At 64.8% G+C, this 25,370-nt stretch carries 28 protein-coding genes; 5 read left to right on the top strand and 23 right to left on the bottom strand.

Translation table 11 applies throughout. From position 1 onward, the window contains the following. Positions 1 to 9: 9 nt before the first annotated feature. From trbE to trbB, 4 genes are read right to left on the bottom strand one after another with little or no spacing between them, the layout of a single operon-like run. A complete protein-coding gene (gene trbE / locus AC07NV_RS14785; RefSeq protein ID WP_495167124.1) occupies positions 10 to 2,445 on the bottom strand; it encodes a conjugal transfer protein TrbE in 2,436 nt (811 codons plus the stop codon). Further along, positions 2,445 to 2,711 carry a VirB3 family type IV secretion system protein gene (locus tag AC07NV_RS14780; RefSeq protein ID WP_495167123.1) on the bottom strand — a complete coding sequence of 89 codons (267 nt, stop codon included), beginning with the start codon at positions 2,709 to 2,711 and terminating at the stop codon, positions 2,445 to 2,447. Before AC07NV_RS14780 ends, trbE begins: the two co-directional genes overlap by 1 nt. After that, positions 2,711 to 3,034 carry a TrbC/VirB2 family type IV secretion system protein gene (locus AC07NV_RS14775; RefSeq protein ID WP_495167122.1) on the bottom strand — a complete coding sequence of 108 codons (324 nt, stop codon included), beginning with the start codon at positions 3,032 to 3,034 and terminating at the stop codon, positions 2,711 to 2,713. The genes AC07NV_RS14780 and AC07NV_RS14775 overlap by 1 nt, the downstream gene beginning before the upstream one ends. Beyond that, a complete protein-coding gene (gene trbB, locus AC07NV_RS14770) occupies positions 3,031 to 4,011 on the bottom strand; it encodes a P-type conjugative transfer ATPase TrbB (protein WP_495167121.1) in 981 nt (326 codons plus the stop codon). Before trbB ends, AC07NV_RS14775 begins: the two co-directional genes overlap by 4 nt. Before the next feature lie 218 nt (positions 4,012 to 4,229). Between trbB and AC07NV_RS14765 the strand changes: the two genes are divergently transcribed. From AC07NV_RS14765 to AC07NV_RS14750, 4 genes are read left to right on the top strand one after another with little or no spacing between them, the layout of a single operon-like run. Then, positions 4,230 to 4,748, top strand: a complete 519-nt coding sequence (locus tag AC07NV_RS14765; RefSeq protein WP_495167120.1) for a LuxR C-terminal-related transcriptional regulator — start codon at positions 4,230 to 4,232, stop codon at positions 4,746 to 4,748. A 60-nt stretch (positions 4,749 to 4,808) separates the two neighbouring features. Further along, a complete protein-coding gene (locus AC07NV_RS14760) occupies positions 4,809 to 5,141 on the top strand; it encodes a hypothetical protein (RefSeq protein WP_495167119.1) in 333 nt (110 codons plus the stop codon). Next, positions 5,090 to 5,659: a hypothetical protein gene (locus tag AC07NV_RS14755; RefSeq protein WP_495167118.1), complete on the top strand. Its 570-nt coding sequence runs from the start codon at positions 5,090 to 5,092 to the stop codon at positions 5,657 to 5,659. Before AC07NV_RS14760 ends, AC07NV_RS14755 begins: the two co-directional genes overlap by 52 nt. 41 nt (positions 5,660 to 5,700) lie before the next feature. Continuing rightward, positions 5,701 to 6,597, top strand: coding sequence for a JAB domain-containing protein (locus AC07NV_RS14750; protein ID WP_495167117.1), 897 nt, complete (start codon positions 5,701 to 5,703; stop codon positions 6,595 to 6,597). Between the two features lie 52 nt (positions 6,598 to 6,649). Here the strand turns inward: AC07NV_RS14750 and AC07NV_RS14745 are convergent, their stop codons facing one another. The 14 genes from AC07NV_RS14745 to AC07NV_RS14680 all read right to left on the bottom strand — a co-directional run bounded on the left by AC07NV_RS14745 (position 6,650) and on the right by AC07NV_RS14680 (position 16,537). Then, positions 6,650 to 7,075: a CopG family transcriptional regulator gene (locus AC07NV_RS14745; RefSeq protein ID WP_495167116.1), complete on the bottom strand. Its 426-nt coding sequence runs from the start codon at positions 7,073 to 7,075 to the stop codon at positions 6,650 to 6,652. Continuing rightward, positions 7,072 to 9,057: a conjugal transfer protein TraG gene (locus AC07NV_RS14740; protein ID WP_495167115.1), complete on the bottom strand. Its 1,986-nt coding sequence runs from the start codon at positions 9,055 to 9,057 to the stop codon at positions 7,072 to 7,074. Before AC07NV_RS14740 ends, AC07NV_RS14745 begins: the two co-directional genes overlap by 4 nt. Positions 9,058 to 9,070: 13 nt before the next feature. Continuing rightward, complete coding sequence (locus AC07NV_RS14735; RefSeq protein WP_495167114.1) at positions 9,071 to 10,819, bottom strand: relaxase/mobilization nuclease domain-containing protein; 1,749 nt, start codon at positions 10,817 to 10,819, stop codon at positions 9,071 to 9,073. Between the two features lie 223 nt (positions 10,820 to 11,042). Further along, complete coding sequence (locus AC07NV_RS14730) at positions 11,043 to 11,738, bottom strand: lytic transglycosylase domain-containing protein (protein ID WP_495167280.1); 696 nt, start codon at positions 11,736 to 11,738, stop codon at positions 11,043 to 11,045. Between the two features lie 33 nt (positions 11,739 to 11,771). Continuing rightward, positions 11,772 to 12,101, bottom strand: a complete 330-nt coding sequence (locus AC07NV_RS14725; RefSeq protein WP_495167113.1) for a DUF736 domain-containing protein — start codon at positions 12,099 to 12,101, stop codon at positions 11,772 to 11,774. A gap of 46 nt (positions 12,102 to 12,147) precedes the next feature. Further along, positions 12,148 to 12,687, bottom strand: a complete 540-nt coding sequence (locus tag AC07NV_RS14720; protein ID WP_495167112.1) for a S26 family signal peptidase — start codon at positions 12,685 to 12,687, stop codon at positions 12,148 to 12,150. Further along, a complete protein-coding gene (locus tag AC07NV_RS14715) occupies positions 12,684 to 13,187 on the bottom strand; it encodes a DUF2840 domain-containing protein (RefSeq protein WP_495167111.1) in 504 nt (167 codons plus the stop codon). The genes AC07NV_RS14720 and AC07NV_RS14715 overlap by 4 nt, the downstream gene beginning before the upstream one ends. A gap of 23 nt (positions 13,188 to 13,210) precedes the next feature. Next, a complete protein-coding gene (locus tag AC07NV_RS14710) occupies positions 13,211 to 13,462 on the bottom strand; it encodes a helix-turn-helix transcriptional regulator (protein WP_495167110.1) in 252 nt (83 codons plus the stop codon). Positions 13,463 to 13,581: 119 nt separating this feature from the next. Further along, positions 13,582 to 14,049 carry a DUF2285 domain-containing protein gene (locus tag AC07NV_RS14705; protein WP_495167109.1) on the bottom strand — a complete coding sequence of 156 codons (468 nt, stop codon included), beginning with the start codon at positions 14,047 to 14,049 and terminating at the stop codon, positions 13,582 to 13,584. Positions 14,050 to 14,152: 103 nt separating this feature from the next. After that, positions 14,153 to 14,350, bottom strand: coding sequence for a transcriptional regulator domain-containing protein (locus AC07NV_RS14700; RefSeq protein WP_495167108.1), 198 nt, complete (start codon positions 14,348 to 14,350; stop codon positions 14,153 to 14,155). A 187-nt stretch (positions 14,351 to 14,537) separates the two neighbouring features. Then, a complete protein-coding gene (locus AC07NV_RS14695) occupies positions 14,538 to 14,855 on the bottom strand; it encodes a DUF736 domain-containing protein (RefSeq protein ID WP_495167107.1) in 318 nt (105 codons plus the stop codon). Between the two features lie 293 nt (positions 14,856 to 15,148). Then, positions 15,149 to 15,613 (bottom strand): hypothetical protein, encoded by a 465-nt coding sequence (locus AC07NV_RS14690; RefSeq protein ID WP_495167106.1) that lies wholly within the window; start codon positions 15,611 to 15,613, stop codon positions 15,149 to 15,151. A 123-nt stretch (positions 15,614 to 15,736) separates the two neighbouring features. Continuing rightward, the gene (locus tag AC07NV_RS14685; protein WP_495167105.1) at positions 15,737 to 15,901 is read right to left on the bottom strand and encodes a hypothetical protein; all 165 of its coding nucleotides are present in this window, start codon (positions 15,899 to 15,901) and stop codon (positions 15,737 to 15,739) included. A gap of 204 nt (positions 15,902 to 16,105) precedes the next feature. Further along, the gene (locus tag AC07NV_RS14680; protein ID WP_495167104.1) at positions 16,106 to 16,537 is read right to left on the bottom strand and encodes a hypothetical protein; all 432 of its coding nucleotides are present in this window, start codon (positions 16,535 to 16,537) and stop codon (positions 16,106 to 16,108) included. Positions 16,538 to 16,612: 75 nt separating this feature from the next. On the opposite strand from AC07NV_RS14680, the gene AC07NV_RS14675 reads away from it, so the two are divergent. Next, on the top strand, positions 16,613 to 18,157 hold the full coding sequence (locus tag AC07NV_RS14675; protein WP_495167103.1) for a hypothetical protein: 1,545 nt from the start codon (positions 16,613 to 16,615) through the stop codon (positions 18,155 to 18,157). A gap of 53 nt (positions 18,158 to 18,210) precedes the next feature. On the opposite strand, the gene AC07NV_RS14670 is transcribed toward AC07NV_RS14675, so the two are convergent. The 5 genes from AC07NV_RS14670 to AC07NV_RS14650 form a co-directional block, all read right to left on the bottom strand. Further along, positions 18,211 to 18,528, bottom strand: a complete 318-nt coding sequence (locus tag AC07NV_RS14670) for a DUF736 domain-containing protein (RefSeq protein ID WP_495167102.1) — start codon at positions 18,526 to 18,528, stop codon at positions 18,211 to 18,213. A gap of 290 nt (positions 18,529 to 18,818) precedes the next feature. After that, positions 18,819 to 19,598 (bottom strand): hypothetical protein, encoded by a 780-nt coding sequence (locus tag AC07NV_RS14665; protein ID WP_495167101.1) that lies wholly within the window; start codon positions 19,596 to 19,598, stop codon positions 18,819 to 18,821. Between the two features lie 60 nt (positions 19,599 to 19,658). Then, a complete protein-coding gene (locus AC07NV_RS14660; RefSeq protein ID WP_495167100.1) occupies positions 19,659 to 22,868 on the bottom strand; it encodes an error-prone DNA polymerase in 3,210 nt (1,069 codons plus the stop codon). Next, entirely contained in the window at positions 22,865 to 24,667 is a 1,803-nt protein-coding gene (locus AC07NV_RS14655) for a DUF6504 family protein (protein WP_495167099.1), read from the bottom strand. Before AC07NV_RS14655 ends, AC07NV_RS14660 begins: the two co-directional genes overlap by 4 nt. Further along, a complete protein-coding gene (locus AC07NV_RS14650; RefSeq protein WP_495167098.1) occupies positions 24,576 to 25,370 on the bottom strand; it encodes an ImuA family protein in 795 nt (264 codons plus the stop codon). The genes AC07NV_RS14655 and AC07NV_RS14650 overlap by 92 nt, the downstream gene beginning before the upstream one ends.

Genomic DNA, 25,370 nt, shown 5'->3' with positions numbered 1-25,370 from the left:
TTCACTCCTTCAAGGGGCTGCAATTTCGAGCTGGCCGAGCAGATCGGCGGCCCATGCGAGGCCGCGGTGGCGAAGCCAGGCCGCTGCGAACTGCTGCTGGCCGTGGGCGGCGATGATCTCGCGGATACGGATCTGGTCGGATTTCGAGGAAGCGGCGGCAAAGGCGAGCGCGATTTCGCCAAGGCCGAGGTCGAACAGCCGGTTGCCGCGCCGCGACTGGCAATAATAGTCGCGCTTCGGCGTCGCCCGGCTCAATATCTCGATCTGCCGGTCGTTGAGTCCGAAGCGCGCATAGACCCGCGCGATCTGGGGCTCCGCTGCGCGCTCGTTCGGCAGAAATATCCGTGTCGGGCAGCTTTCGATGATCGCGGGCGCGATGCTCGATCCTTCGATGTCGGCAAGGCTTTGCGTCGCGAAGACCACGCTCGCATTCTTCTTGCGCAGCGTCTTCAGCCATTCGCGCAGCTGCGCCGCGAAGGCCGGGCTGTCGAGCACCAGCCATCCCTCATCAATGATGATGAGCGTCGGCGACCCGTCGAGGCGGCCCTCGATGCGATGGAAGAGATAGGAGAGGACCGTCGCCGCCGACGACGCTCCAACCAGTCCCTCGGTTTCGAGAGCCTGGACGCGGGCCGTGCCCAGATGCTCGGCCTCCGCGTCGAGCAGCCGGCCCCAGGGCCCGCCGACAAGATAGGGCGCGAGCGCGAGCTTGAGCTCCTGCGACTGGAGCAGCACCGCAAGGCCGGTAAGGGTGCGCTCGGAAACAGGTGCGGTCGCGAGCGACGTCAGCGCCGACCAGATATGCTCCTTGGCCCCCGGGTCGACAGCGACGCCTTCGCCGGCAAGCAGCACCGCGAACCATTCGGCGGCCCAGGCACGCTCGGCTGCCTCGTCGATCCGCGCGAGCGGCTGCAGCGCGACCGATCCGTCACTGCCGGCATCGTGGAGCGCGCCGCCGAGATCCTGCCAGTCGCCGCCCATCGCGAGTGCGGCAGCGCGGATCGACCCGCCATAGTCGAAGGCGAAGATCTGGCTCTCCGGATAGCGCCGGAACTGCAGCGCCATCAGCGCGAGCAGCACCGATTTGCCAGCGCCGGTCGGGCCGACGACAAGGCAGTGCCCGACATCGCCGACATGAAGAGTTAGGCGGAACGGGGTCGAACCTTCGGTCTTGCCGTAAAGCAAGGGGGCATCACCGAAATGCTCGTCCCGTTCCGCCCCCGCCCACACCGCGGATAGGGGGATCAAGTGGGCGAGATTGAGGGTGGAGATCGGGGGCTGGCGAACATTGCCATAGACATGGCCGGGCAGGCTCCCGAACCAGGCGTCGAGCGCGTTGACGCTCTCGGCGGTACAGGTGAAGTCGCGGCTCTGGACGATCTTCTCGACCAGGCGGAGCTTCTCGGTCGCGAGCGCCGGATCGCGGTCCCAGACCGTGATCGTGGCGGTGACATAGGCGATGCCCGCCTCGTCGGCGCCAAGCTCCTGCAGCGCCATGTCGGCGTCGGCTGCCTTGTTCGAGGCGTCGCTGTCCATCAGGACCGACGCTTCGTTGGTCATTACTTCCTTGAGGATCGCGGCGACCGACTTGCGCTTGGCGAACCATTGTCGCCTGATTTTGGTGAGCAGTTTGGTCGCATCGGTCTTGTCGAGCATGATCGCGCGCGACGACCAGCGATAGCCGAAAGCCTGGCGGTTGAGTTCGTCGAGCAGGCCCGGAAAGGTGACGCTCGGAAAGCCAGTGATGGTGAGCGTGCGCAGATGATGATCGCCGAGCCGCGGCTCGAGCCCGCCGACCAGCGCCTCGTCGGCGAGCAGCGCGTCGAGATAGGCGGGCGTCTCGGGGACGCGGACACGCTGGACCTTGGTCGAGACGCAGCTGTGCAGATAGGTGAGCGTCTCTCCGTCATCCAGCCATTCGGCCACGGGCATGAAGCCCTCGACGAGATGGAGCACCCGTCCAGTGCGGTCGATGAAGCTTTTCAGCAGCTCCTTCGGGTCGACACCCGCCTTCGAGCGGCCCTCGTAGAGCCAGGCCTCGGCGCGCGCCGTCTCCTCGGCGGGCGGCATCCAGAGCAGGGTCAGATAATAGAAGCTCTCGAAATGCGCGCCTTCCTCGCGAAATTGTTCGCGGCGTTCGACATCGACCAGCTCGGATACGACATCGGGAAACTCCGAAACCGGATAGGAAAGAGCGGGCACGCGCTGCGCCTCAACGAACACCGCCCAGCCCGATCCAAGGCGGCGGAGCGTATTGTTCAGGCGCGCGGTGACCGCGACCAGTTCGGCGGGCGTGGCGCTGTCGAGGTCGGGCCCGCGGAAGCGTGCCGTGCGCTGGAAGGCGCCGTCCTTGTTCAGCACCACGCCCTCCGCCACCAGGCAGACCCAAGGGAGAAAATCGGCGAGGCGGGCGGATTTCGTGCGATATTCGGAGAGGTTCATCATCAGCGCATCCAGACGGGATATTTGAGGTGACGGCGGGCAACGTCGACGAACTGCGGATCGCGGCGCGCGGCCCAGACCGCGAGGGCGTGCCCGACGGCCCAGATCGCGAGGCCGACAATCCAGAGTCTGAGGCCGAGCCCCACGGCGCCCGCGAGCGTGCCATTGACGATCGCGAGGCTGCGCGGCGCGCCGCCGAGCAGGATGGGCTCGGCCAGCGCCCGGTGAACCGGAGCGAAGAAGCCCGGCACCTCCGCTTCGCGGCTCATCAGACGAGCGCTCCGCCGCCAAAGGAGAAGAAGGAGAGGAAGAAGCTCGACGCTGCGAAGGCGATCGACAGGCCGAAGACGATCTGGACGAGGCGCCGGAATCCGCCCGAGGTGTCGCCGAAGGCGAGACTGAGACCCGTCACGATGATGATGATCACCGCGACGATCTTGGCCACCGGTCCCTCGATGCTTTCGAGGATCGACTGGAGCGGCGCTTCCCAGGGCATCGACGACCCGCCGGCATGGGCGGGCGCGGTGAGTGCGAGCGCGACGGCGAGAGCGCCCGCGGTCAGCATTGCACGGTTGCGAAGGGCAATCTTCATGAAGGGTCTCCTGCAGAATCAGCGGGTGTGAGGCGGTATTCACCGGTCGCGGGGTCGAGCCCGTCGATGCGCGCGAGTTCGGACAGTCGCCGCCCGGCTCCGTCCCGGACCAGCACGGCGACAAGGTTGATCGTCTCGGCGAGCAGGGCGCGTGGCACGGTGACCACAGCCTCCTGGATCAGTTGCTCCATCCGGCGAAGCGCACCAAGCGCACTCCCGGCGTGGATCGTGCCCACGCCGCCCGGGTGACCGGTGCCCCAGGCCTTGAGAAGGTCGAGCGCCTCGGCGCCGCGCACCTCGCCGATCGGGATGCGGTCGGGGCGGAGGCGCAGCGAGGAGCGCACGAGGTCCGAGAGCGAGGCAACCCCGTCTTTGGTGCGCATCGCGACCATATTGGGGGCAGCGCATTGGAGTTCGCGCGTGTCCTCGATCAGGACGATGCGGTCGCTGCTCCCCGCGATCTCGGCGAGCAGCGCGTTGGTGAGCGTGGTCTTGCCGGTTCCGGTGCCGCCAGCGACGAGGATGTTAAGTCGGCTCCGCACTGCGGACCGGAGGATGGCGGCCTCGTCCTCACGCATGATGCCAGCGGCGGCGTAATCGCCGAGCGAGAAAATGGCGATCGCGGGCTTGCGGATCGCGAAGGTCGGCGCTGCGACGACGGGCGGCAACAGGCCTTCGAAGCGTTCGCCGCCCTCGGGAAGTTCAGCCGACACGCGGGGAGCGCCGGCATGCACTTCGGCGCCCACATGATGCGCGACGAGCCGAATGATGCGCTCGCCATCGGCGGCGGTCAGCGTCCGCCCGCTTTCGGCGATGCCCTGCCCCAGCCGATCAACCCATAACCGGCCATCCGGGTTGAGCATGATCTCGATGATTTCGGGGTCGGCAAGCCAGTCGGCGATCGCGTCGCCCATCGCCGTGCGCAGCATGCGGGCGCTGCGATGACGTGCCTCCAGCCGGTTCGGTTCGGTGCCCATCGGGGTCCCCAGTTCTTGGGCCGGACGGCAGTGTCCGGCGCGACGGGGACGAGTAAGAGACGCAGAAAAGCTCCGTATTCAACAAGCTTTTAACGTCGTCGTACAATAGGATAGAAAGACAGGGAGCGGCGTAGGCGCCAGACAGGTAACATGGAGCAAGCAACCGCGAACTGCATCCCGTAGCTTGTGCTCGGCGCATTTTTGACAACAGTGTCACAATGAGTGATTCGGGGTCGCACCCATCAGATGATCACGCGCGCTGGTCGCGCCTGACTGACAAGCAACGTGCTTGTCTCGATTTGCTGCTTGAGCGGCAAACGTCGAAGCAGATTGCTCGCCGTCTCGATATTTCGAAGCAGGCCGTCGATCTCCGGCTGACGACGGCGCGCGACATCCTGGGCGCGGAGAACCGGGACGAGGCGGCGATCATCTACGCCCGGCTGCGGCAGACCTATGATCGGATATCATGTGATCCAATCATACTACCGCCGCGGCCCAAACTGGTGCCATCCCACTTCCCAGACGGAAACCCTGAAGATGTCATGGGCCTGCACGATAGGTCCATGTTGAAGACAGGGCGATCGGGCAGCCGCCCGCCGTTCGGGATTATATGGAGGCCCGATTATCGACCTCCGACCCGCGTGGTGATTGTTATGGCGATGTTAGTCACATTGCTGTTCATGATCCTCGCGGGCCTCGCGATCGGGCAGTCGCTGACGCGGTTGGTCTCCAGCTGATCCCTTCCCCTTGTTGAACCAACGGCCGGGAATGCATCGCGCTTCCCGGAAGGAGATGCTATGTCCGACCAATTCACCGCAAGTGCCGAACGCCTGCAACAAGCGGTTCCAGCTGCCGAAGCGCAGATCGATGGCGCGCTCATCGCCATGTCCTCGCTGATGACCGAAGTCGTGACAGCGCGCCGCGACATCGCTGGCGTGCCGGCAACGAAAGGGCACGCCACCATCCACCGAATCGCAAGGGCGCAGCTGGCGCTGGTGGGCGTCAGCGGCGACATCCTTCGCGTGCATGGCGAACTCGCCGAGATCGGCCGCGAGACGTCGGGTCTCGACCTTCACGAATGCCCGGCGATCGCGAAAGACGCGCCCGCCAAGCTCGCAATCGTGCGCTGACCGCCATTGACCGAGGGCTTTCAGCATGGTCTCTGATCGCGATGCTACGGATCGCAATCTTCGTGACTTTGTTGCTGGCGGCCCTCGTCTATGCGCTCCGGAAGGGGGGCGGACCCGAGAGAGCGGTAGCGGCAATTCTGATATCGATGGCTCTGGCCGATCAGGCCCTGCATCTGTTTGTTCCGGTGGAGTTTCTGGCGGTCGATACGGGGCATTTGATGATCGACCTGGCGGCGGCGATCGCGACCATGATCGTTGCACTGACGGCCTATCGTTTCTGGCCGATGATCGCGGCCGTGCTTCAATGCCTTCCGCTTCTGGCGCATACGACGCGTGCGATCGACATCAGCCTGCATCCGGTGGCCTATCTCACGATGCAGGTTGCTGCATCCTGGCTTCTGCTCCCCCTTCTGGTTGCGGCAACCTGGCTGCATCAACGGAGATTGGTCTCGCTCGGCAGCGATCGGTCCTGGCTCGGCTCATCGCTGCCGTCGATCCGCTTCGAAGCGACGCGCTAGCGGCAGCACTTCTCCGGGAATTCCGCAGCCTCGGACGAATCTTGGCGCAGTCGCCCGAAGCGCTGGAGCGCATTCTCGGGACTGGCACAACGCTACCGGCGCTTCTGATCGGCTCGCGCGAGATAATGACCGAGGCGATGCGCTGCGATCTCCGCACCGCTGCTATCGATCCGTTCGATCCCAGGCTCGGCCGGTATCTGATGGCCTCGATGGGCTCGCTTCCGGTCGAGGTCCTGCGCATCCTGTTTCTCGATAGCGGCCGCAATCTCCTTGCCGACGAGCAGGTACAGAATGGCACTCTGGCCCAGATCGCCATTTATCCTCGAACGATTTTTTGCCGTGCTCTCGAACTCAATGCCGCGGCGATCATCCTCGTCCACAATCATCCAAGCGGCGATGCGAGTCCCAGTGACGAGGATATCGCGGCAACGCAGCGCCTCGATCAAATCGGACGCGCGCTCGACGTCAAAATTCTTGACCATATCGTCGTCACTTCGGCATCTGCCCATCATATCGGCAGTACGAACGACGGTTTGGCAGGGGCGGCGAAACCGACCGCCTATACGATGAAATCCCCGGACGAAGCGGCACCACCCCGGAGCGACCGAGCCTTCGAAAATGCGCGTGCGACGATGCGGCGGCGCATCTTGCGCCGGCAGCTGATTGGTGCCGAGGAATTGTTCGGCGAGCCCGCCTGGGAGATGCTCATCGATCTCTTCGTCCACGAATGTCAGGGCAAACCCCTCTCGACGAGCGACCTTTGCGTGACCTCGACGATTCCGATGAGCAGCGCGCTCCGCCTCGTGCAAAAGCTTTGCGATGCCGATCTCGTCGACCGGACCCCCGATCTGATGGACGCCCGCCGCAGTTTCGTTCGCCTGCAGCCCGCAACGTCGCACCGCCTGCGCGCCTATTTTACCGAAGGAGAGGAATCCTGAACTATTTCCTCTCGAGCTGCCAATCGTAACGCATCTCGCCGAACACCGACGGTCAGCCGCGAATTTCGCTGCCAATATCTTTGGATAGTTCTTCGGCGAGCTTCGGCCCGGCCTCCATGCGGCGGCTGAGCGATTCCACGAACCCCTCCCATCTTTTCCGTCCCGTCGCCTGGGCAGCGGGCAACGCCGTGTCCGGGAGCGGCGCGGTGCTCGTCAGCCAGAAGCGGACGAACAACGCGAAGGCCTCGTTCGACAGGTCGATATGCCATTCGAGCCGTTCGAGCCCGCGCGCCAATTTGTCGATCCGTCTGGTGAGCGCCGCTTCCAGTCGTTCCTCATGATCGGCCGATAGCAATGAAGCGAGCGCCGCTTCGACGATCTCGGTCCGGGTCACCCGCCGCTGCCGTGCCCGGTCGGCGACGAGGCGGACCAGCTCGGCATCGAGCCGGAAAGTCTGCTTGATATGGGGCTTCGTCACAGGTCGATCCCGTCATTCGGATCGAGCGAGGCGGTGCGAGCGTTTCGGGCCATGCGGCGGTCGGCGGCCTGGCGGAGCCGGGCCGCATCGCCCTGCGCATCCTGATCGCCAAAATCAAACTCGCCGGCCGGCGCCGCGAGGGCGGGAGCAATATCTTCATGCAAGGGCAGCTCGGGCTCCTGTCTGATGCCGGCGTTGGCCGCATCGCTGCCGTGCTCGCCTTCGTCGACCCGTTGCCTGTCACGGGGAGCCGCCCCCTCGGGCAGCGCAAGTTCCGACCAGTCGTCGTTTCGCGGACGCGCCGCGCCGCTGACGGCCGGCGGCGGAAGAACACGCCGCATGAGGCGGCGATCACGATAATAGCGGGCCTTCCGCGCGCGGATCGGCGCGACGCCAGCCGCCATGACGATCTCCTCGCCGGGCGGCAATTGCATTACCTCGCCCGGCGTCAGCAGCGCGCGCGCGGTCTCGGTTCGCGAAATCATGAGATGACCCAGCCAAGGCGAGAGGCGATGACCGGCATAATTTTTCATGGCGCGCATTTCGGTCGCGGTGCCGAGCGCATCCGAAATGCGCTTGGCGGTGCGCTCGTCGTTGGTCGCGAAGCTCACCCGAACATGGCAATTGTCGAGGATCGCATTGTTCAGTCCATAGGCCTTCTCGATCTGGTTCAACGATTGGGCGATGAGGAAGGCCTTGATGCCGTATCCCGCCATGAAAGCGAGAGCGCTCTCGAAGAAGTCGAGGCGGCCGAGCGCCGGGAATTCGTCGAGCATCAATAGCAGACGCCTTGACCGGCTCCGCGGCCCCAATTCTTCGGTGAGACGGCGCCCGATCTGGTTGAGGATGAGGCGGATCAGCGGCTTGGTCCGGCTGATGTCGCCGGGCGGGACGACCAGATAGAGCGACACTGGTTCAGGTCCGTCGAGGAGATCGGCGATGCGCCATTCGGATGAGCCGGTGACCGCCGCGATCACGGGATCGCGATAGAGGCCAAGGAAGGACATGGCAGTCGACAGCACCCCGGATCGCTCATTCTCGCTCTTGTTGAGCAATTCCTGTGCTGCCGCGGCGACGACCGGGTGCGGCTTGTTGCCGAGATGCCGGGTTGCCTTCATCCGATGGAGGGTCGCGGCAATTGGCCGGCGAGGGTCCGAGAGAAAGGCCGCGACCCCCGCGAGACTCTTGTCAGGCTCTGCGTAGAGGACGTGGAGGATCGCACCGACGAGCAGTGCGTGGCTCGTCTTTTCCCAGTGGTTCCGCTTCTCGAGACTCCCCTCCGGATCGACGAGGACATCGGCGACGTTCTGGACGTCGCGGACTTCCCATTCGCCGCGCCGCACTTCGAGCAAGGGATTATAGGGGGCCGACGCGCGATTGGTTGGATCGAAGAGCAGCACGCGGCCATGTGCTGCTCGAAAGCCGGCTGTGAGTTGCCAATTCTCGCCCTTGATATCGTGGACGATACAGCTCCCCGGCCAGGTCAGGAGGGTCGGAACGACGAGACCGACGCCCTTGCCCGATCGTGTCGGCGCGAAACAAAGCACATGCTCGGCGCCATCATGGCGAAGATAGGCGTTGCCCATCCGGCCGAGAATAACCCCGTCGGGTCCAAGCATACCCGCCTTGCGAATCTCGCGCTCGCTCGCCCAACGCGCCGAGCCGTAAGTCTCGGCGCGGCGACGCTCGCGGGCGCGCCACACCGACATGCCGATCGCGACAATGATCGAGAGGAAGCCCCCCGACGCCGCGATGCCGGCGCCCTTGAGGAAAATGGCCGGCGCATAGGCGTCGAAGGCAAACCACCACCAGAAGAAGGCGGGCGGTGGATAGACCGGATAACCATCGACCTGGAACCAGGGCGCACCGAGTTCAGACTGAAAGCCCAGCGAGGCGGCGGTCCACTGCGTCGCTGTCCAGATCGCGGCGGTCACGATCGCGCCGACCGCCGCGATTTGGCCCCAGAGGATACGATCGTTCATTGCAGCAATCCTTTCATCCAATGCCGATCCCGCGACCGCGCCCAAGCGACCAGTCGATCGAACCGCCTGCTGCCATCGTGCCGGCAACATGCTGCCCGAGATGCCGATCAAGCGCCGGCCGCCAGGGAACGAGCTGGAAACCAAGCCCGTCGTCGATCATCGCGAAGCGTCCCGACGCGAGCGACACGCGCTCGCGATAGATGCCACTGACATGTTCGCCATTCGCCGAGGGCTGATGCGCGAGGCCCGTTCGCGCGGCGATGGCGGCTTGCGCCGTGTCGAGGTCGCGCTGCTTCAATGTGTCGATGAGTCCGCTCGCCATGACGAGCCTCGGGCCTTGCCGCCGGGCGAGACCCTCGCCTTCGAGAAATGTCGCACGCGCGTCCATCGCATCGCGTACCGCCAACCCGAACCCCGATCCCGCGAGCACCGTGTTTCGCGCGACGAGCTGGCGGTCGAGCCAGGTTGCCCCGCTCGCTCCGATCTGCTCGCCAAGCGGGAGATCGGATCGCACGGCGAGCGACAGCCGTGCCGTGCCGCTGCGCCCTTCCCAGCTGCGCAGTTCGACGATCGCGCCCGGTTTCATATCGCCGGTCCATTCGATGTCGGCGAAACGGAGATGGTGGGTACGGCCATCGACGCCATCGACGATTGCGAAGGAGCTGCCGGCGAGCTCGTCGTCGAGACCGCGCGCAACGAGGCGGCCGACGATCGGATCGCCGGGCGTCTCGCCGTGCAGCGCAAGTGCGGACGGGTCGAAGGCCATTCCGCTCCGCTGCATCGCGCGGTGCATCGTCTTGATGATGTCGCCGCGGTCGGCGAGATCGCGCAACGCGCGTTCGGCGCCCGGATCGACCATCCAAATAGCGGAGCCGAGGCGCTCGGCCAGACCGAGCCGCTCAAGCGTCGCCGCGCGGCCGCGCAGCATCCGGTCCGACGCCTGATCGCCGGCCGGTGCAGGGCGGAGATCGAGAAGGCCGCCGCTCTCGGCGACCGCGCGCTCAATCTGCCGGTCGAGGCTGGTCCAGCGCTCGGCATCGACTTCGCGTTCAATCGCTTGAGCTATCTCACGGTCGCTTCTGAGACCCAGCTCGAGTGTCACGCGTTCCTCGGCGCGGAAGCGGATGCCCTCGCTCACATAGGCGCGATCGATGACGAGGTCGGTCCCGTCATCGGCGACGCCGCGGACAAGAATATGGATGTGCGGATTGTCGGTGTTCCAATGGTCTATCGCGACCCAATCGAGGCCGGTTCCAAGATCGCGCGACATGTCCTTCATCAGGTCGCGGGTGAAGCCGCGCAGATCGTCCATCGCACCAGCGTCTTCGGGGCTGACGATGAAGCGGAAATGGTGCCGGTCGCCGTCACAGCGTACGGCGAAGGCGCCGCGATCTGCCGCGTCGCCTTGGGCGTCGAACAACGACGCATTACGCCCGTCGCGGTTGACGCCGTCGCGTTCGAGATAGGATAGATGTTTGGCGAGCGGCGCGGCGCGGAAGCGCATGCCCTTATGCCGCACGACGCGCGCCTTGACGACGACGCGCCGACCGTTTGCGCGAAAGCGCGCCAACGCTACGGCGCGCCGTCCGCGTCCGAGGCGCTGCGTGCCACCACGGCCACCCTTGCGCAAAGGCGTGAGGCCCTGCCGCGCGGCGGCGCGGCGAACCTGCGCCGCGAGCCGCTGCCCCTTCCCGCTCGACCCCCGGCCCGCGTCGCGCCCTCTTCCCGGGCGAATCCGAAAATCGCTGTCGCCGGAGCTCATTGGGCGGCTGCCAGACGGCAAGTCTTTGCCCCATTTGGATTTTCGGAAGAGATGTATGGCAGGGGCGCGCCAGAGCCATATGGGATTATCGCATCAATCCAACCACCTACGCGCCGGAAGCTGGCACGTCTTTTATCTCGCCCTCCCAGATTCCCCCTCCAGCGATCCCAAATTGCCCCGAACGTAAAGGCGATTGCTCCGCCCGAGTTCATAGCCAATATGGTCATTCGGCCGGTCCGGACATCGGAATGAACAACAGGTTCGATGGAGCAGCGGGAGCCGAACGGGCAGCCTCGTCGCGCGCTGTCGGCGTCGACTCTCTGCGCGTTTCACCTTTGGCGTGCTCCTCGAAGTCCGCTGCGAACAGAGGCGCGGCGCGCCAACCTGGTGATGCGGGAATGGGCGCGGAGGCGAGCGCAGTTCCATCCGATGCGCCAAGTTCCGGCGCGATCTGCCGGACATAGGCAAGCGTCTCCGCGGGCAGGCCGCGCCGCCCCGCCACATAGGCATCGGCGCGCCCCGGTCCGGCATTATAGGCTGCAAGCATGAGCCGGACATCGCCATAGCGGTCCCACATGGCGCGCAGATAAGCTGCTCCCGCGAGGATGTTCGCCCGCACGTCGAACGGGTCGTCGCCAAGGCGGTGGCGCGCCGACAGCATCGCCCAGGTTGGCGGCATGATCTGCATCAGGCCCATCGCGCCGGCGCGCGAGATCGCACGCCTGTTGCCGCGGCTTTCAGCGTGCATCACGCGCCAGATCCAGCGCTCCGGAATGCCGAACCGTTGCGATGCTTCAGCAACGGGCCCGGCATAGGGATGGTTTGCTGTCGGCGTCGCCGCTGCAGCCGCAGTGCAGGTGGCGGGTATGCCGAGAGCTGCAAGCAGTGCACCCCATGGCGCCGCGCAACGGAGCGCCAAACCGAGACGAGCGCGCAAAAGCCTTGCCACGATTCAATCCTTCTCGCGCGCACAGGGGCGCGACCAGAAAAGCAGATGCTGGCCGTCATGCTGGTTTGAATCGAACAGATTGGCCGTGATTGGCGCGGCGAGCAGCGGATCGTCGATCTCCAGCGCGAGGTAGATTCCCCGCGATCCCGATCGGGCCCGCCCCGTTCCAATTTCGACGCCGGCCTCGGCATCGCCGAGACAAACGCGCCACGCCGGCGCGTTTTCGGCTTCCGAAATCGGCGCGCGCGCGATGCTGATCTCCGCGTCAAAAGCAAGCGTGCGGATATGGCCGGTGTAGACGTCGCCATGCCGACGAAATGCTCCGATAATCATATGTAATCTCCTATTCGGTTGAGGGTGACGTCGGGTCGAGGGAAGGTCAGTGACCGCGAAGCCGCGCGCCGGACGCTGGGCGCGTCGCGACGGGACGGGCGACGCCGATCAGGCCGGCGACGGGGAGCGGCCCGAAATAGCGCCCGTCGAGGCTGTCGGGCGCGGCATTGAGCAGGAAGAGTTCGCTCGGGCCGACGACCCGGCAACCGAGCCAGAGCGGCAGCGGGCGGCCGAGACGGTCGCGCGCCATGGTCCGCGCGGCGGCCCGGCCATCGATCGTCACGAAGACGCCCGATCGGCAAATGCGCGCACCGGGAAGAGCGGCGACGCGCTTGAGAAGCGGTACGCCAGCCGGGAGATAATCACGTTCGGCAAGCCAGGCGCCAAGCGGTGCGGGCGGTTGGATGGCGACCATGTCGCCCGCGCTCGGCGTCGCACCCGGGTCGATCCGATAGAGCCCGATCGGCGCACTCGCGCTTGCGTTCCACAGCAGGCGCGGCGTCGGCGCGAGCCAGGCGACCACGCCAAACAGACCCCCGAAAAGCGATGCGACCGCGACCGTCGCGAAGAGATAGCGGCGGTTCACGTCTCGATCGCCCGGCGGCGGAGCCACGCCATATGGCGATCGGGGCCATAGGGGCGGAACGGCATACCGGCGGCGATTCGGTTGCCGACATGACGCCAATGGTCGGGCGCGGCATCGCAGGCGTCGATGCCAGCTGCCTCGACCGCATCGATCGCCTGCAGGACCTGCTGAACATTCGGCCAACCGTCGATGCGGAGCAGGAGATCGGCGCCGGGGCGCACGAATGGCAAGGTCGCATAGGGCGCGCCCGCGGGCGCCGCGGTCGCGATCGCGATGCTCGAATGCACGGTGCCAAAGTCGTTCGATGTCCAGCGCACGAACGCGAAGGTTGCGCCGGAACGGAAAGCGACCAGCTTGGTGCTGCGGCTCAGGATGCGCTCGGCTGCGACCCGGCCGAAGCGTATCCACTGCTCGAACCGACCTTCGATCCAGGTCAGTTCAACCTCGGTCAGGCTGTCTCGCGGCGCGCCAAGCGACGGCGCAGTGCTGCTTTCCGGCATTGGCGAGGCGGCCCCGCTGCGCATCAGCGTTTCACCGGGCGCGCGGGAAGGACAGTACCTTTGCCCGGATCGGAGGTCGAATGACGCCGGCCAATTTCGGCCCAGGCGTTAAGTTCGTCGATCGCATAGACGATGCGGCCGCCGAGCTTGCGATAGACCGGTCCGGTTCCGTAGCAACGATGTTTTTCGAGCGTGCGGGCGGACAATCCGAGATGGACGGCGGCGTCGGGGGTTTTCAGAAATCGCGGGACAATGGGGGCGGCGAAATCGCTCATCGAGGGTCTCCTGATGCCGTGCCGGACACCCGAGAGGGGGACGGCGGGCAGGAGGTGACAATCGGAAATCGGGGTCCGATCCGGGAACGGACAAAGTGACGGACTGCGGAATGTCCCGATCAGCCGCCTGCGAGCAGAGACAGATAGCCGCCATCGCGCATCGCGATCGCGCTGCGCTGCCAGCGCGCGATACGCCGGCGCTCGCTCGAGGCGTCCCACTCCGCAGCGGAGTAGGATCCGACATCGGGCAGAATGAGTGCCGCGGCGAGGTCGCGCGGGGCCATGTTCTCTTCGAGCGCGTCGAGAAGCCGCAGCCACTGCACCAGGCGCCAGCGCTCGGTCGGACCGGGCTGGCCCGGCGGGACCGAAGCGGAGTGCAACGCGATCCAGCGGTGAAGCGCCGCGGCCGCCGCTTGGCGTTCGGGGACATGGTCATCGGCTGGCACCACATAGGCGAGCGCCTCATTGCCCAAGCAATCGGCGATCCAAAGCCGGTAGCGGCGGCCGCCGATCGCCAGGACGAGATGCCATTCGCGGTGGGCAAGCCATTCGGCGGCAATGCCGGCCGAAGCGGCGACGTCCGACAATTGCAGTCCAGGGACGCTGGGCGGGGCTGGTCCCGCTATGGTGACCGACGGACAGATATCGGGACGCCACAGGGCAGGCGCCCGTTCGGCAGGGGCATCGGGATCAACGGCGAAAGACCAACCCCCAGTGGCGGGCGAGCCTGTGAAGCGCGCCAAGGGATCGGCCGCGCGCCGCGCCTACGCGATAGGCGGCGCGGTAGCGCGGGTTGCGGCGCAGGAATTCCTGCGCGAAGTCCGCGCGATCATATAGTTCGAATATTTTCGGAAAATCCGGAGATCGCCAGTCGAGTGTGGGTTGCATGAGCACCTCCCGAAGCCAAGTGATTGCAAAGAAAAGGCATTCTTCCGATTCCTGCAGCGACCCCGCTTCTGGTTATCGGCGCATAAAGCACTGATACTTAACCCATCGCTTCGCGATTTCGTTGGGAAAAACCCTCAATTTGAGACTATCGCCGCCCGGCGCGTGCCGGGCGGCGATGGCCTGCCGATCAGTTGCCGCGGCGGGTCTGGCGGTTCCACACGAGATCATGCGCCTCGCCTTCGCCTGCGAAGAGTTGCGCGAAGATCGGACCAGTGAAGGTCGGGTCGTCGAGCTTGACCGAGAGATAGGGCCGGTCGTCCTGGGTGGATTTCGGCCAGGCAGCGCCAACTTCGGCTTCGCCGATGAGGACGCGGTGGCTCGGTGCGTTGCCGCTGGCATTGGTGTCGGGCACAATGCGAACCTTTTTAGCCTGAACCGAGAGGGTGACGATCTCACCCTGATATTCGCCGGAGGCTGTCTTCGTGAAGCTGCCGATCTTGGTCATGATGCTTTCCTTTCCTTAGGCTCGGGCCGCACCAGCGCGGCCTCGATGCGCATCGGTGGGCGGCAAGGGGACGGCGCCGCAGCCCGAAGGGCCCGCAGCGAAGCGAAGGACGGCGTGATCCGGCTTTCTTGGCTCGCGAGGAACGGCGGCACGCCGGGGGAAGAAAGGCGAAGGCGCGCCGTTGCGGCAAGCTGGCCCAGCGTCAGCGGCTTGCCGCCAGATCGCGCATGTCGAGAGGCTGTGCTGGTGCCAGAAGAAGGGGAAGGATTGCCGGAACGGGAGAGCGGAGTAGCCTAGGCCGGCGGTGCCGACGGGTTCAATTCGTCCGACTGCCGGTGTTGAGACGGTGCCGATTCCGACGCGGTGCCTGCGAGACTGCGCCATGCGGCGACGGCCGTGGCAAGCCCGCCAGCGATGGCCAGGCAGCTTTCCCAGAACCCGTCATTGAGCAACAGTGCGATCAGCCCGGACGTTGCCTGATATCCAGCAAAGCCAGCAGGCACGGCAAACAGCAGGGCGACAAGAAAACGGAAGAGAGGTGACCGGACGGACACAAAGACCGCCTGACCCGCCAGTTGGACGATCAGGCCGGTGGCGAAGCCGGCCAGCAGTGTGACTGCGATACCATATCCTTGCTCGTGAACAAACAGGCCGGCGCCGATGGCGGCATAGACAGGCAGGGCAAAGGCCGCGAGCCGGAACATAAGCCAGATAAGATAAAGGGCAGCCGCGCCGCCGAGAATGATCATCAAGGTCACAAGCGTCCTCCCGTCGGACGCGCTCGCCACCTCCACCACAGCGCATTCTGCTGCGCGATCATAGCAGCGGCGCCCCGAAGGCGGAACCGCAACTGGAACCACCTTGGGGGTTTTCCGCCGATGTCAGCGATTGAAGGGGTCATATTCGCAGACGATGCAGCTGGGATCGCCGTCGAATTCATCGAGCGGTATCACAGAATATCCGCGGCTTGTTTCGATCAGGACGATGATGGTCATCATCGTGCGGGCGAGGTTCCAGCCGAGCGATTGGGCAGTGGAAAGCGGCATATCGAGGCTCCTGTCCGGGAGCGGGTCCATTCCCGCTCGACAGTCGCCCCGCCGGACGGGGACGGGCCGCAATCACCGCAGCGCAGCGAAGGCCCAAGCATAGCGCAGGGACCCCTTGCGGGTTGATTGAAGGAGGCATGGCCCCGGCCTAGGGATCAGCGGCTTTTAGAGCGAGAAGGGTCCTGCAGCCGGTTACTTGAGCAATCAGTCCTCGCTGTCCGCGTCGAGCTCCCAAGGCGAATCGCTTTCGAATGGCCAGAGCCAGCTTTCGTCCGCCTCATATTCGTCGAGCAATTCAAGTGCCGCATCAGCGGCCCATTTTTTCGGCATCGCGACGAGGTCCGAGCGCTCCATATATTCAGCAAGCGTAATCGTGCGGACGCTCCATGCTGCGGCAGAATAGAGCGCCCACAGACGCTTTCGGCCGGTGTAGGCTTGCAGGATAACTTTCCGGGCCGTTGCAGTCTTCGCCCGGGCGACAGCTATGCCGATGGGCCTCCATGCCTGGAGTAACGCGGTCGCCTGGATTTTTTTGAGTTGACCCAATTCCGCGTGAAGCAACGCCTGCTCCTCGACGGATATCGTGACCCTAAGGTTGTTCAGAATTGGCCAGACGGCGGTGCGAACATTTTGCATCGAAGGTGATTAGCATTGTCGCCGGGTCGGCGCGACGCGCATTTGGCGCGCCAATTTTGATGGATTTCATCCTGAATGGCCGGTTCTACGGCTTGTGTGGTGGGGCTATTTTCCGGCATCTCTCTCACGATGAGAAAGATAACTATCGAGCTGCCCGACTTCTTGGCGATGAGCGATGACGAAGTGGAAGGTCACGTTTTGACCGGGGCCAGAGACGGTCGATGGAGTTCATCGACGCGTTGGCTGATGGCGAAGTTCGGGACATCGCTGGTTGAGCTGAATGACGCTTGGGCGCAAATGAGAACGCGCTGGTCCTGTCCTGTCTGTAACCGTGAAAAATTTCAAATCGCGCGTCTAACTGATCAGAATGTCCTACTGTGTCAGCTCGACATCCATCATGATCATATCGCCGATTTGGCGAAGGAATATTGGCGCACGCGGATTCCCAAGGATTTGCCCGAAGAAGTCAGCGCGACAAGGCGGCGCGCTTTCGCTTGCGTCTACGATTTAATCGAACGTTTCTCGCGAACGCTAATCTGCAACGATTGCAACGCGGCCGATGCGGCGATGAAGGCGGCCATCGGAACCGAAGTTCCGCGGCACTTCAGTTTCAGCCCGAGCGAAATTTCCCAGTTCATTATGGCGGAGCCAAACTCTCCACATCTTCTCAATCTGGAAGGCGGTAAACGGGTCTGGGCCAGCGCTCATTCCCAGTTTCTGGATCGGGTGGCCTTTGTAGAACTGATGACCGATCGAATCTGCGATGGTTCGCACGACCGGGAGCGAGTGCGGATCGCGGTGGAATCGCCGTTCGACGGCGCGCGAATGTTCCTTAACTTGGCGAAAGATCAATTGCCTGTTCGCGCCCGGCCGGTCGACCTTGCCGAGGCACTGTTAATTCGGTCGCGATCAACCGCTGGCAAGTCGAGCACCATTTCTACCCGGCCCAAAAGCAAGGTCAGGATTCCGTCGGCAGGAGATTTCTCGAAGATAGATGCCGCCCGTAGCGAAGTATCGCGGCCGTGGCGCGACGCTGGTGCGGACTGGCGGTGCGCCTCGTGCGACCGAACGAAATTCGAGATTATGCGCGGTTCAAACAGCGGCGCATGGACCGCGAGTATCATGCTGGTCCACGATTTCGATGAGGAGTCCGACCCGGAATCTCGCCGTCGACGGAGCGCATTAAGCGGCCATGCGCTCATCTTTTCCAACTACCGTAAGCGTTGGGTCTGCCAGGATTGCCGACAAATTATTTCCGACGCTGTGACCCTGATCCCGGAGGCAGATCAATATTGCCTGGGCACAGCCGATCTGCGTGCGCTGGTGCCCGAGCCACGGGCGCACCAGCGGCATGACGTTGATCGGTCCGAGATCATTTCCCATGTGGAGGCGAATCTCGCTTGGCGCGCCGCGGCCACCGATTTCTGGATGCACCGCGAAGAAGCCACGATCATGTATTGGGAGCAGTATAAGCTGACCTACGCCGGGGTTCCCGTTGCCAAGGCTCGGCGTTCCGCCATTTCCCATCTTGTGTCCTGCGGCAAGATTCCTGCTGCCGACGCGGACGGATGGTTCGACTGGTTCATCCGCGAACGCCAACGTCTGTCCGGAGAAGAATAGATTTTTCGAGCCGGTTTCGGTCCCGCCCGGAGGCGGGACCGCTGCATGCCCGTTCAGCTTGGCGGATTCCAAATGAGGACCTTCTTCGACGGATCGTCACCCGGTGCGTTGGCGATGTTGCAGAAGATCTGGCCGAGTTCGGGGGCCGAGAGGGACACAGACACATATTCGGCGCCGGCCTGCGAGGTCTTCACCCAGCCTGCGCCGAGTTCGTAGCCATTTTTGCGGCTGATCACTCGGTAGTCGGGCTCGCTGTCCTTCACCTTGCGGCCGTTCGGAACAATCGCGATCGGTGCGGTGACCATGAGGGTCGCGAGCGTGCCTTCGAAGCTGCCGTCGTCCTTGACGGTAAGATTTGCGATGCTTGCCATTGAAAGTCTCCTTGGTTGGTCGGGGACTATCCCCGATGGCGCCAGAAGGAGGGGCCGCGAGCCGCCGTCACCGAGCGAACCGCGAGGGCGAACCCCCGTCGGGGGTTGACGGCATTAGGCGAACCGAGACCCGCAATGCGGCGACAAATAGGGGCAGTCTCCCGCGCAGGAGACCGTGAGGCACGCTTCAAATGGCACGAGTATAGAATGGGTGCGCAACAGGATTGCCTGCGCGATATCCATCAACCGGTAGGCTTGGGTCGAAGGTTGCGCGAAAGCAACCGACCGGATCAGCTTCGCTCCCTATCGGCGTATTTCTCGGCATCCTGCATGGTGAAGGGCGTCCCGACAAAATGGCCGTCTTTCGGGAAATGTTGCGATGCCCCGATCCACCAGCCTTCAAAGCCGAGCGCCTCAAGGATATCCCGTATGACAGGGCCGGGATCGAGGCTCGTGCTGCGACCCCATGCGAGAAGTATTTCGGCGGCGGCTTCGACCTGCTGCATTTTCTCACGCGGCGCCGCCAGATGAAAAAATCGCTTGAGCTGTTCGCGCTCCGCTTCGCTGCCTGCGCCACCAGGCGCGATCGCGGAGAGATATTTGAGGAACAGATATCCCGCGCTTAGCGTCTTCGGCTTCATCCGCTTGAGCTCAGCGCGAACGCGCTTGTAAGTCTGTTCATCCTCGTCGCAATAATATTTCGTTGGATCGAGCCCCGCGGACACAAATGTTGGGAACATTCGATGATGCTGGAGTTCATTATCCAGCGCCTGCACGACGTACTGGACCATATCATTGCCATCGACGCGAAACATCGTGAGGTGCGGGCGATATCCCTGTAGTTTAAAGTCAGCGTGAAGGAGTTCATGCATCAGACTTTCCGAAGGGTGAGCGGTGGGCGCCACGGAGATGGTCGTACCCAAGGCGGTTGTCTCGCTGCCCCAAGTGGCTTCGGTAGTTACGTCAATGTTGATGGAGGAACGCGCGTCGACCGCTTGATAGAGGGCATCGGTCGGCGGATGGGCCGCGCGAGCGCCGGCTACCAGTTTCAATGCGTCTTTCAGGTCCATGTGTGCTTGGTGGACGGCCGCGGTCGGATTGACAACCTCTGTGCCGAGCGCGTCATATTTTCAGTGGAAGTCGTGACTCCGGATGCGCAGCGGGGCGTCGCGCGAGTCCGGTCCGCCTCCGTTCCGCGCCCCATCCCCGCGTCCAGGCGCAATGGAGACGTCGCCCTGCGCGATCGAGCGCAACATCGCGTCATGATCGGTAATCCGGTCGCAGATGATGTGAATGACCTCGCCTTCCTTCTGGAGACGTCCACGTATCGCGATCATTGAGGCTGACATCACTTGCCGACGGTAAATGTCGAAGCGATCGGGCCAGAGGATTCCGTTGGCGATGCCGGTCTCATCCTCGATCGTGACAAACAACACGCCCTTCGCCGAACCCGGGCGCTGCCGCACAAGGATTACGCCCGCGACTTCGATATTCCGGCCATCGCGAATATGCGCGAGATCGGCGCAGCGGACGATCCCCATTGCGTCGAGCCCGTCCCGCAAAAAGCTCAAAGGATGCGCGCGCAGCGACAGCTGCAGTGTGCGATAGTCCTCGACCACTTCGCGGCCCTCGGTCATCGGCCGGAGCGAAGTCACGGGTTCGAGCCCTTCGGACGAGAAGCTGGCTTCGCGGGCGTCAGCCGCTGCAAAGAGCGGCAGCGGTGCCTCGCCGAGCCCCCGAACCTTCCAGAGGCCCTGCCGCCGATCCTCCGCGAGGCAGGCAAAGCCGTCGGCCTCGGCAATCCGTTCGATCGCCGCGCGAGGCACGCCCGCGCGGCGCCAAACATCTTCCACGCAGTCGTAAGGTAGATCGCCGCGCGCGCCGACGATTGCGGCGCCGTGGATATTGGCCAGCGAGCGCACTTGCCGAAAGCCGAGGCGAACGGCGAGATAGTGCCCCCCGGTTTCCTCCAGAGTGCAGTCCCAATGGCTCTCGTTGATCGAGACCGGGCGCACCTCGACACCATGATCGCGGGCATCGCGCACGATCTGCGCGGGCGCGTAGAAACCCATCGGCTGCGCATTGAGCAAAGCCGCGCAAAAAACATCGGGATGATGATGCTTCATCCAGCAGCTGGCGTAAGCAATCTTCGCGAAGCTCGCGGCATGGCTCTCGGGAAAGCCGTAAGACCCAAAACCCTCGATCTGCTTGAAAGTGCGCTCGGCAAAGTCCTTGGGATAGCCTCGCTCGACCATGCCCCCCACGAGCTTGTCGTAGAAATGCGACACCCCGCCCGTGAGCTTGAAGGTCGCCATAGCCCTCCGCAATTGATCGGCCTCGACCGGCGTAAAGCCCGCGCCGACGATCGCGACCTTCATCGCCTGTTCCTGGAACAGCGGCACGCCGAGTGTCTTCTCGAGCACGGCGCGGAGCTCGGGCTTGGGATATTCGGGCTTCTCCTTGCCCTCGCGGCGGCGAAGATAGGGATGGACCATGTCGCCCTGGATCGGGCCAGGACGGACGATGGCGACCTCGATTACGAGGTCATAGAAGCATTTCGGCTTGATCCGCGGCAGCATCGACATCTGCGCGCGGCTCTCGATCTGAAAGACGCCAAGCGTGTCGGCCTTCTGGATCATGCCATAGACGGCGGGATCGTCGTCCTGCAGGTCGGCCATGCCGACATCGATCCCCTTATGCTCGTGCAGCAGATTGAAGGCCCGGTTCATGCAACCGAGCATGCCGAGCCCCAGCACATCGACCTTCATGAACTTGAGGACATCGATATCGTCCTTGTCCCATTCGATGATCTGACGGTCCTCCATGCGCGCGGGCTCGATAGGAACGAGATCGTCGAGCCTTTCCTGCGTCAGTACGAAGCCGCCGGGATGCTGCGACAAATGCCGCGGTGTGCCGATGAGCTGGCGCGCGAGGTCGAGCGTCAGCCGCAGCCGATGATCGTCGGCGTTGAGATTGAGGCTCGCGATCTGCTCGTCGGGGATGCCGTCGACCGACCAGCCCCAGACGAGCCCGGTGAGCATTTTGGTGAGGTCGCGCGGCAGGCCAAGCGCTTTCCCCACCTCGGCGACGGCGCCGCGCGTGCGGTAGCGCGTCACCACAGCGGTCAGCGCCGAGCGATGCCGACCGTAGGTTTCGTAAATCCACTGGATGATTTCCTCGCGCCGCTCATGCTCGAAGTCGACGTCGATATCGGGCGGCTCCTTGCGCTCGCCCGAGACGAAGCGCTCGAAGAGCAGCTCGTGCCTGATCGGGTCGATCGAGGTCACACCGAGCAGGAAGCAGACGCAGCTGTTCGCCGCGCTTCCCCGACCCTGGCACAAGATTCCGCGGCGCCGGCTTTCGGCGACGATTGAATTGACGGTCAGGAAATAGGGCGCGTAGCCGAGCTCGCCGATCAGGCGGAGCTCATGATCGATCTGTGTCCGATAGGCAGGCGGCACGCCGCCCGGGAACATACGCGTCGCCCCTTCTTCAGTGAGCGCAGCTAAGGCCTCCTGCGCCGTGCGCCCCGCCATCACTTCCTCATAGGGATATTGATATTTGATCTCGGCGAGATCGAAACGGCAGACCGAGGCGATGTCGGCGGTCGCCGCGATCGCATCGGGAAAGAGCGCGAAGCGGCGCTCCATTTCGGCGGGCGATTTTAGCGCGCGGTCCATGAAGCGTTCGCGCTTGAACCCCAATGCATCGACCGTGGTCTTTTCGCGGATCGCGGTCAGGACATCCTGCAGCGGCCGCCGTTCCGGGGAATGATAGAGAATGTCGCCCATCGCCACACTGCGCACGCCCATATCACGGGCGAGCGTATCGAGCGCGCCCAGCCGCGCAAAGTCGCCGGGCCGACGCCGGAGCGACAGCGCGAGATAGGCGTCGCATCCGAAGGTTTCGCGTAGCTCTGCAAGGTCGAGGCGGGTGCGCTCGTCTGCGATGTCCGGAATCAGCACCGCGACCAATCCCCCGGCCCATGCCGCGACATCGGGCCAGTCGAGACAGCAATTGCCTTTGCCGCCCCGCGCCTTGCCGAGCGACAAGAGCCGGGTCAGCCGCGACCAGGCAGCACGGTCTTTCGGATAAAGAAGCAGTGATCGCCCGTCGCGCAGATCGACGCGCGATCCAGGGATAAGCCGAACGCCGGTCGCTTCCTGTCCTGACAACCCCCGCACCATTCCGGCGACACTGCCGCGATCACACAGACCGAGCGCGGCGTGACCGAGCAGGGCTGCGGCAGCGAACAATTCCTCGGGCGCCGAGGCGCCGCGAAGGAAGGAGAAATGGCTCGTCACCTGAAGTTCGACATAGGTCGTGGCGGGGGCCGTCATCCGAACACGCCATGCATATACCAGCTCAAATCGCCGGTATTCTCCTCGATGGCGTCGCCGCGGCGGAAGAGCCAGAAGCGCTCGCCGCTCTCGGCCTCAACCCGAAAATAGTCGCGCACCGCCCACATTTCGCGCGTGGTCCGCCACCATTCGCCGTGGATGCGCTCGGGTCCGTCGCCCGCGACGACGCGATAGGATTGGCCGCGCCACGCGAAGCGGCGCGGTGGATGGTCGGGGAGCAGCGCGACGACGCCCGACAGGGCCTCGGGCCGCGACAGCATACGGACCGGACGCGCCCAGACGGGCCAACCGGTAGGTTTGGCGAGCGGGCCGGTCCGCCCGATCGCGCGCTCGGGCACGTCACTTTCGCGTCCCTCCAGCCGGAACAGCGCGGCCTCACCGGCGCGTCCCGCGAGCTGGTCGACGAGCGGCGCGATGTCGGGGGGGCGCGGTCCGTCATCGAGCGACGCGATCGCTTCGGGTGCAAGCGCGTCGACTTGCGGCGCGGCGAGCATCATCGCTTCGATCCCGAGTCCCGGCTCGATCCGGTCGATCCGCAGCCGGAAAAGGCGAACAAGATGTCTGGCATCGCGCGTCGCGCGCGCCGCCCCGACCGCGACCAGCTGTTCGCGAGCGTCGACGCGCTCGCAGCGCAGGACTGCGATGCGCACGCCAAGCCCGCGCTTTTCGAGATCGGCGACAAGATCGGCGACGAGATCGCCGATCACCTGTTCGATGGCTTCGGCGGTCACGATCGGTTCGACGAGCCGGCGCCGGGCTTGCGGCAGCTCGAAAGGCACCACGGGCACGATCGGCTCGGGCAGAAAGCCGAGTGCCTGATCGAGCCGTTCGACCGCGGCGCGTCCAAGGCGCCGCGCGAGCGGCCCGCGCGGCATCGGGTAAAGGTCTGCAATCCCCTCGATCCCGAATCGCGCCGCCGCAGTGAGCGCCTCGGGCGAAAGGCGGAGCGCCCGAAGCGGCAGCCCGCCCAGCGCCTCCCCCTCCTTTCCTTCCGGTAGAACCAGGGCGGCGGCCCGGCCAAAGCGCGCAAGCGCATGCGCGGCGCCAGGCGTACCGGCGATCGCGACGCGCGCGGTGAAACCGAGACGGCGCAGGAATGACACAAGCCGCGAGGCGAAGCGCGCCTCGCCGCCGAAGAGATGCGACGTGCCGGTCAGATCGAGCCAGAGACCGTCTTCCCCCGACACCGCGGCGGTCGGCGTCCAGTGGCGCACGGCGTGCAGAGCCAGCCGGTCCAGCCAGGCTGCATCGGCATCGGGCGCCGCATCGAGGACATCGAGATCAGTGACGAGCGCGCGCGCATGCGCAGCGGCCATCCCCGGCACCAAGCCGAGATCGAGCGCTATCGGGCAAGCGGCGGTCACGATGTCACGCTGGCCCTTGCGTGCGACGAGGATGGTCGGGCGGGCTCTCCACAGCGCAGGCATCGGATTCGCAGCGCCTGCAGCTCCACCTCCATCGTCGCTGCGCGCGGTGCGAAACACCGGGGTCGCCGCCTCGCTGCGCCGCCCGAGCTCGCGCATCGGCGGCCGCTGGTGTGCGGGCAGCGCATCGATCGCCGCCCGATCAGGCCGCGCGTCTTGTGCCCACCGTGCGCCAGGGCGCCAGCCGCCGCCCTTTGGCACCGAGCAGGAACCGGGATTGTCGTCGACGGGTTCGGGGAGGCGCGGGCCGAGCCGCGCAGGCTCAGGCAGCGTGCCCGAGTGCGAGATCGGCGCCGCCCGCCGCAACCGCTCGATCGCGAGTTGCGGCAGGAAGAGCGAGGCGACCCTGGTCATCGCACGCCTCCAGTTCGAGGGAGAAAGGCGGCCCGCCGCGCTGGCGTACAAGCTCGACCGACCAGCGCCCGCGCCCAACTCCGGGCATCGACAAAGGCGTCGACGCAAGACTTCCGATCCGCCAGCGCGTGCAGGCCAGCGAGAGATCGGTGAGCGGGCATTGGCCGTGCCGCCGGTAGCGGCGATAGAGAAGCATCGGCGTCTTGCCTTCAGAGGCAGCGAGTTGCAGCCGGCGCGTCGCCGTTTGATCGGCCGCCTTTACCTCGGCAACGACACAGGCCAGCGCCCCGTCGCGCAGTGCATCCTCGCACATGGCGAGCAGTTCACGGTCGTTCGCGCCTTGCGCGTAAAGGATGCGCTCGGGCCCGAGCCCCGCCTGTTCGAGCCCCGGAGCATATAGATCGAAGCGCGTGAGCGCCCAGAGTGCCGAGAGCCCCGGCAGCGCCGCGAAGCGCGCGGCGATCCCTGCGGTGAATAATGTCGCCGCTGCGTCATCGCTCCAGCTTGCGGAGGCTGCGGCAACCTCATGCAGACCCGCGCCGTCGAGACCGCCGCCGGCAAGCAGATGATCGAGCGGTCCTACGCCGAATGGCAGGACCGGCCCACGGGCGGCGGCGACGCGCGCCACCGTCTCGCGAAGCGCTAGAAGCTCTGCGGCGCTTGGCCGGGGCAGTGAAAATGGCGGTACGGTCATAGGGGTCAT

The sequence above is a fragment of the Sphingopyxis sp. GW821-FHT10B01 genome (genome assembly GCF_059415685.1).
Note: the sequence above shows the minus strand (reverse complement) of the source record. Positions and strands in the feature narration are given on the sequence as shown.